The organism is Aeromicrobium sp. (assembly GCF_014378035.1).
Lineage (GTDB): Bacteria > Actinomycetota > Actinomycetes > Propionibacteriales > Nocardioidaceae > Aeromicrobium.
In genome coordinates, this window is sequence record NZ_JACMOM010000255.1 from 1 (window position 1) to 7480 (window position 7480).

Sequence of the window (7480 nt, forward strand, 5' to 3'; positions counted from 1 at the left end):
CGCACCTCTACTTCGACTGCGGGCGGCGCCGGATCGGGCTACCAGGCCTCGTCCTCCGTCATGCTCGCCGCCCCGGCGATCGGTCTGACGAAAACCGCCAGCCCCGCAACCCGCACCGTCGGTGAGGTCATCACCTACACGGTCGACGTGACGATTCCGGCCTCCGTTGTCGCCTTCGACACCACCGTCATCGATACGTTGCCAGCCCACACCCGCTTCGGCGCGCTGCTGAGCGCCGAGTGCCTCCCGGCAGAGACGTGTGAGCCCCCCATTGGGGCCGCCGTTATCGAGCCCCGGACGGCCACCGACACAACGATTGGATTCTTCCTCGGCGACCTGAACCCGGCATCCAGCAGTCAACGTGTCGTTCGATTGATTTACACGGGCATTGTGACGCCGGGCGCGGTCTCAGGAGACACGCTCACGAATTCTGCCGCACCGTTCTACAACCGCACGAACAAAATCTCCGAAACTCCCTTGACGGTGCCGGACGCTGCCAGCTTCGATGAGTCCGGTGAAGCGAAGACGGCGAGTGTTTCGGTCGTCGAGCCGCTGCTCACGATTCAGAAGACCGTGACTGGTCCAGTTGGCGAAACTGATACCCGCCGTGCGAAGCCGGGCGAGACGCTCACGTACACGGTATCGGTCACGAACACCGGCACCTCGCCCGCCTATGCGGTGAAGGTGACCGACACCCCGGATCGTCACGTCACGGCCTTTGCGTCGACCCCACCTGCCGGAGTCATCGCGACCGACACCGATCCCAGCGATGGAACCCTCGCCTGGACGATCGCCGGCCCCATCGCCGTGAACGAGACCATCACCATCACCTACTCCGTGACCATGCCGGCCTACACTGCCGCCGATGAGATCGTCGCGGGTCCCGAGATTGTCAATACTGCTGACGTGCCGTCGTACGCGGGGGTCGACCCCGCCCAGCAGCAACCCGACATTACCTACAGCGACTACAACAACGTCACAGCGGATGTGGTGAACGTCGAGCTCGACCTCGCCTCGATTGCCAGGCATGTCTGGTTCGACGCCAACGGTGATGGCACTCAGAACGCAGATGAACCGTCGCTTCCCGGTGTCGGCATTACCGTGCTCTACGCCGGCGCTGACGGCATCTTCGGCACCGCCGATGATGAATCGCACAGCACCACCACAGATGCAAACGGCGACTACCTGGTGGACCAGCTGCCCGGCGGCCTCTACCGGGTGACGGCGGCGACACCTACCGGGATGACCCCCAGCTATGACCTCGACGGTGGCACCACCACCCCGAACGGCATCTGGCAGGGCACGCTAGCTGAAAACGCGGTCACTACCGACGTGAACTTCGGCTTCACCGGCACCGGGTCCATCGGGGACCGGGTCTGGTTCGACCAGAATGGCAACAAGACGCAGGACGCGGGCGAGCCCGGACTCCCCGGTATCCCGGTCACGGTGGTGTGGGGTGGCCCGGATGGCGACCTGTCGACCACCGCTGACAACGTCACCTACCCCACGACTACCGGCGAAAACGGCGCCTACCTCGTGTCGAAGTTGCCGTCGGGCCCTCACTCGGTGACTCTTGGCACGCTTCCGACGGGCTATACCGTCAGTTCGGACCCTAATGGTGGCACGAGCAACGCGAACACCCTGACGCTCGCCGCGGGCCAGAACAACTTGGTGCAGGATTTCGATCTGAACGGTGCGGGATCCATCGGTGACTTCGTCTGGCTCGACCGAGACGGCGACGGAGTGCAGGATGCTACCGAGCCCGGCATCGTCGGAGCCGGAGTCGCCCTCAGCTGGTTCGGTGTCGATGGAGTAGCAGGTGGCGGAGACGACGCGACCTTCACCACCACGACGGATTCCGCCGGCAAGTATCTTTTCTCCGGCTTGCTTCCCGGCAACTACTCCGTTGCCGTTACCGGCGGACTGCCTCTCGCGGCCCCGAACTCCTATGACCGTGACGGCAATAAGGACTCTGTCACGCCCGTTGCGCTCACCGTCGGCCGGGCAGACCTCGGGGTCGACTTCGGTTACAAGGTGACGTCTGTTGTCGGTGATCGGGTGTGGTGGGATATCAACCGCGACGGCGTGCAGGACGCGGGCGAACCGGGTGTCCCCGGCGTCAACATCCGCGTCCTTTATCTCGGTGCCGATGGCGTCGTTGGCGGGGGCGACGATCTGCCCTTCTTCGCGACCACTGATTCCACCGGCGCCTGGAGCGTCACGCAGGTTCCGGATGGCAATTTGATCGTCTCGGTGATCAGCGGGGTGCCCGTCGGGTTCTCGCCGACTTACGACGCCGACAGCGGCGTCACTTCGCCAGACCAGACCTCAGCGCTCACCCTCACCGGTAGTGACCTGAACCAGGACTTCGGCTTTGCGGGCACGAGCAGTATCGGTGACACCGTCTGGCTCGACCTCAATGGCGATGGAGTTCAGGGGGCGGACGAGCCCGGCTTGCCTGGCTTTACCGCCACAGTTGTCTGGTTCGGGCCGGACGGTGTCAAGGGTGGCGGTGATGACGTCACATTCACCACGACGACCGATGCCTCGGGTAGATACCTGTTCGCTGGTCTGCCGGCAGGAGAGTTCTCGGTCTCGGTGACCGCGCCTGCTTCGACCCCCGGACTTGTGCCCACCTACGACCTGGATGGTGGCAACGATTCGACGACTCGGGTCACCCTCGCGGCGGCGACCGCTCTCACCACGGCGGACTTCGGATACATCGGTTCCGGCTCGATCGGCGACACCGTCTGGCTCGACCAGAACGGCAACAACTCCAAGGATGCCGGCGAACCCGGGCTGGTGGGTGTGACCGCGACGCTGGTGTGGGTGGGCCTTGACGGAGTGCTCGGCACTTCGGACGACGTGACATCCACCACGACCACGGATTCGGCCGGGCGTTACAAATTTGATCGACTGCCCGGTGGCGTGTTCACCGTGACGCTCTCGAACCTGCCGACCGGAATCAGCCCCACTGCCGATCCGGACGGGGGAGCGGATAGCACATCGCAGCTCACTCTCCTCGGTGGCACGAGCAATCTCGTGCAGGACTTCGGTTATGTCGGTGATGCCGGCGTCGGCGACCTGCTCTGGCTCGATGTCAACCATGATGGTATCCAGGGTGCTACGGAGCCGGGTGTCACGGGCATCCTGATCACCGTGCGCTCGGCCGGCGCCGATGGTGTGTTTGATACTGCGGATGACATCGTCGTCAGGCAGCGCACGGACGCGACCGGCAAGTACCTCGTCGAGGGGCTTCCAGCAGGCGACGTGAGGGTCTCCTACGATCCGACTGAGCTTCCGCTCGGGTATGTGCCGTCATCCGACCTGGACGGCATGGATGAGTTCAGTACCGTCGCCACCCTCACCGCGGGGGCCTCGCGGCTCGATGTCGACTTCGTCGTTGTGGGGAGCTCAACGCTCAACGGCACCGTCTTCAACGACCGTGACGGTAACGGTGTTCGAAATGGCGACGAGCCGGGCATTCCCGGCATCGGAGTTGTCATCGTCTGGCGCGGGCCGACAGGCGACGTTACGCTGCGGGCGATTACGGATGCTGACGGCAACTGGCAGTTGCCGACGTTACCGTCGGGCGAATACACCGTCACCCTGGATCCGACAACTTTCCCGAGTGGCTTCCGCCCGACCACCGCAACCACTTCGACGGTGAATCTTCCGCCATTCGGAGTTCGCAGCGTGGAGAGCGGACTCACGACCTTGGCGCTCGCTTTCACCGGCGGCACCCCTGGGATCGTCGGAGTGGTAGCCCTGCTGCTGCTTCTCGGTGGCGCGTGTGCACTCATCGTCGCGCGCGTACGTCGCCGGACTGTATGACGGCGGCGGATCACCTTCGGCACTGAGCTGCAGCAGCCACCGAGCAAAGTTCAGGAGCGCGGTCAGGACATCAATCTCCTGACCGAGTACGACTAGCTGCCGTGGGCGGGTCCATCGGTCGTGCACCACTCGGGGGGTTCTCTGGTGTGCGGCCGACCCGGCGGGGGTCGGCCTAAGTTCCGAGGTGACCCGCTGCCGAGCCCCACGACTCGAGGCAGGAACGCACGTCGGCGCGTCGCTCGTGGACGATCGCCGAGACCAGCGCCGATTCGAGCACCTCGGCGATCGCGACCCGGGCACCCGTCTCCGCCGATCGCACCGCAGCCTCGACCATCGCGAGGCTGAAGACATTCGAGTGCACCTCGCCGGACGGAGACTCGCCCGTGCGCAGGGCGGCGACGAATTCGGCGAGTGCTCCCGCAATGACCTCCGGCCCCGCGGCATCCGTTCCCACAATCGCAGGAGTCGTCGCGTTCTCAGCAAACCCTGCTGCGAGCGGGCTGTCCTCGCCGTTCCAGGTCGCGGTTCCGTCGGAGCCGCTCGCGCGCCATGAGCCGTTCCACGATGTCTCGAGCCCACCACTGCACCAGCTGCCGGTGAAGGTATAGCGCGTACCGTCGGCGAATTCGAAGATCGCCGTCGTTGCGGCGTCACCCGCGTACCAGCTCCACGGAGGCGAGAAGCTCTCGCAGTACACCGAGACCGGGTTGGCTCCAAGCAGGTATCTGGCGACATCGAACGGATGAATCGCCATATCGACCAGCAGCGGATACGGCATCTCGTCGCGGAACCCGCCGAACCGGGGTGCGACAAAGAACTCGGTGGTGAGAATGCCGACCTGCCCGATCGAACGGACCTGCTGCCGGAACTCCTGAAGCGACCGGTAATAGCGCCGTGACTGGCTCGTCATGAGCAGCCGGCCCGTGGTCTCGGCAGCTGCGGCGAGGGACAGCGCCTGGGCGACGGTCGGCGCGATCGGCTTCTCGCTCAACACCGGCAGCCCGAGAAACAGGGCCTCGGTCGTGACCGGATGATGCGCGACCGGCACGGTGACGTTGACCACCGCCTGCGCATCGACCTGCGCTGCGACATCCGTGACGCTCGTACCGACGATCACCCCGTCGATGCCGAGCTCCGTCAACGCGCGGCGCGCGAGGTCGACGTCGAGGTCGACGAGCCCGACGAGGTCGACATCGGCAGCCGCGACGAGAAGCTCGAGCCACACCTTCCCCATCCCGCCTGCCCCGACCTGGATCACCCGGACGGGCGTCGATGAGTCGGGCAGGGTGGCGAAGCCGCTCATTCGACGGGTACCGGGTCGATGTGGCCGTCCGCATTCTCGAAGTGCTCGCCGCTGTAATACCTGTGCAGTTCGGGAAGCTCGCGCGCACGGTCGCTCGACGCCCACTCGACGCCGTTCGCGATCACGCGGCGCACATCCTCATGGTGATAGACCGGGTACTCCTGGTCACCGGGGCTGAAGAAGAAGATCTTTCCGTGACCGCGACGCCACGTGCATCCGCTCCTGAAGACCTCCCCGCCACTGAAGGAGCTCACGAATACCAGCTCATCGGGCGCCGGTACGTCGAAGAACTCGCCGTACATTTCCTGCTCCTCGATGACGATGGGGTGGGGAACACCGCGAGCGATCGGGTGGGTCGGATCGATGGTCCATACGAGTTCCCGGTCGGCCTCTCCTCGCCAGCGTAGCGAGCACGTCGTGCCCATGAGCTTCTGGAAGATCTTCGCGAAGTGCCCAGAGTGCAGCACGATGAGCCCCATCCCCGACAGCACGTGGCGATGCACGCGATCGACCACCTCGTCGGACACCTCGTCGTGGGCGGCGTGCCCCCACCAGAGAAGAACATCGGTCTCGGCGAGAACCTGCTCGGTGAGCCCGTGCTCCGGCTCGTCGAGCGTTGTGGTGGTGACGGATGCCGCCGCCCCGAGATGTTGCTCGATCCCAGCTCGGATCGCCCCGTGCATCCCCTCCGGGTACCGCTCGGCGACGCCGGGCTCGCGTTGTTCGTGTCGGTTCTCGCCCCACACGAGGGCACGGATGGGCCGAGGGGTTGTGGTCACTGAATCGTCCTTCTGGTGGGGATGCTGATGATCTCCTCGGTCGCGGGCCCCCTCGGCGCTGGGGTCGCAGGTTGCTGCGCATCCTCTCTAACTCCACCGCGGAGTTCGCCGGAGCCACGTTGGATGAGGGAGGTCGGTATCTCGATCTGGCGCGGCGGGCCGAGCGGATCGTCGAGCCGTGAAATGACGAGGCGGGCCGCCTGGCGGCCCAACTCGGCTGGGTCGTAGGCGATGACACTGATTCCGGCTGCGTCGGCGAGCTCAAAGTCATCGAATCCGATGAACGCGACCTTGTCGAACCGGTTGCCGAGCGCGTGGATCACACCGGAGCTGGCGCGGTTGTTGCCGGCGATGATCGCGGTCGGCGGGTCAGGAAGCGCGAGGAGTTCGCGAACGGACTCTTCCGCCGTCGGGCCATCGGCGTCCTCGAGTCGCTCCCACTGAGCCGTGTCGGTTACTCCGGCCTCCAGCAGCGCTTGGCGGTAGCCGGCGAGTCGCTGCTGGTGCGTGTAGAGCCCTGCAGGACTGCAGACGAAGCCGATCTTGCGATGCCCTGCCTGGGTGAGCGATCGCACCGCGCTCGCGGTGCCCGCGAAGTTCTCGAGCACGACCGAGTCGGCGATCAGGTTGTGCGCCGGACGGTCGATGCAGACGACGGGGGTACCCAGCTGGCGCTCACCCTCGAGGTAGGACTGGTCAGCCGCGATGGGAACCATGAGCACCGCACGAACGCGTTGCTGGAGCAGCGTCTCAACGACTCGCTTCTCGCTGGCGGGATCATCGTCGGTTGCGGCGAGGATCATCATGAGTCCATGTCCGGCGAGTTCGCGTTCGATGCCGGCGGCGACGAGGAAGTAGAAGGGGTTGGTCAGGTCGCCGATGACGAACGCGACGGTGGTGGTGACGCTGCCGTGACGAAGATTGCGTGCGAGGTGATTGGGACGAAACCTGAGCGTGCGTGCGGCGGACAGCACGCGGTCCCTCGTTCCCTCGGCGACATTGCTGCTGCCCAGGATGACGCGGGACACCGTCTTAGGGCTCACTCCGGCGAGGCGTCCGACGTCGGCGAGAGTTGCTCGTGCTTGCGGTCGCTCGAGCACAGCATCGCGCTCGGGCGGCCCCATGGCGGGTGCCGGCAGTGGCGCGTCGAACGCGCTTGCCCCCGTCGCCGTCTCGGTCATGCAGACACGCTAGCACCGGTTGGAGCAGAATGTCAGCGTAGACATTATCTTCTCCCCATCGAGAGCCGCCACGAACGGAATAGGCGCCGTTACCCGGGACGATTACCAATGAATGCGGAGCACTCAAGGTCATCAAGAGAAATAGAACAACGAGACAAAAGTTATGACAACGCTGACATTTGACTTGACCGTCACCTCGATCTGGCATATCGTCACGTTCGACAGCGTGCGAGGTTATCTGCTCGATTTCTGAGTAATGGCGCTGTTTCGTCAAGGGCGACCCACACTGAATCGGAGACCAAGAGATGGCAAAGACGCATATCGCCGGGGTAATTGCAGCAGCACTCCTGCTGGCCGGCTGTTCAGCAGGAGGAGGCGGATCC

4 protein-coding genes are annotated in these 7480 nt (G+C 64.8%); 1 reads left to right on the plus strand and 3 read right to left on the minus strand.

What is annotated here, in order from left to right:
- Positions 1-3834, plus strand: a 3834-nt coding sequence (locus H7290_RS13395; protein ID WP_290514515.1) for an SdrD B-like domain-containing protein, incomplete at its 5' end; no start/stop codon positions are given.
- A 172-nt stretch (positions 3835-4006) separates the two neighbouring features.
- Here the strand turns inward: H7290_RS13395 and H7290_RS13400 are convergent.
- From H7290_RS13400 to H7290_RS13410, 3 genes are read right to left on the minus strand one after another with little or no spacing between them, the layout of a single operon-like run.
- On the minus strand, positions 4007-5137 hold the full coding sequence (locus H7290_RS13400; protein WP_290514516.1) for a Gfo/Idh/MocA family oxidoreductase: 1131 nt from the start codon (positions 5135-5137) through the stop codon (positions 4007-4009).
- Positions 5134-5916 carry a ThuA domain-containing protein gene (locus H7290_RS13405; RefSeq protein ID WP_290514517.1) on the minus strand — a complete coding sequence of 261 codons (783 nt, stop codon included), beginning with the start codon at positions 5914-5916 and terminating at the stop codon, positions 5134-5136. The genes H7290_RS13400 and H7290_RS13405 overlap by 4 nt, the downstream gene beginning before the upstream one ends.
- Positions 5913-7097, minus strand: coding sequence for a LacI family DNA-binding transcriptional regulator (locus H7290_RS13410; protein ID WP_290514518.1), 1185 nt, complete (start codon positions 7095-7097; stop codon positions 5913-5915). The genes H7290_RS13405 and H7290_RS13410 overlap by 4 nt, the downstream gene beginning before the upstream one ends.
- Between the last annotated feature and the right edge of the window lie 383 nt (positions 7098-7480).

Excerpts from the sequence above, each read along its gene's own strand:
- H7290_RS13400 (WP_290514516.1), bottom strand. The coding sequence starts at position 5,137 with ATGAGCGGCTTCGCCACCCTGCCCGACTCATCGACGCCCGTCCGGGTG.
- H7290_RS13410 (WP_290514518.1), bottom strand. The coding sequence starts at position 7,097 with ATGACCGAGACGGCGACGGGGGCAAGCGCGTTCGACGCGCCACTGCCG.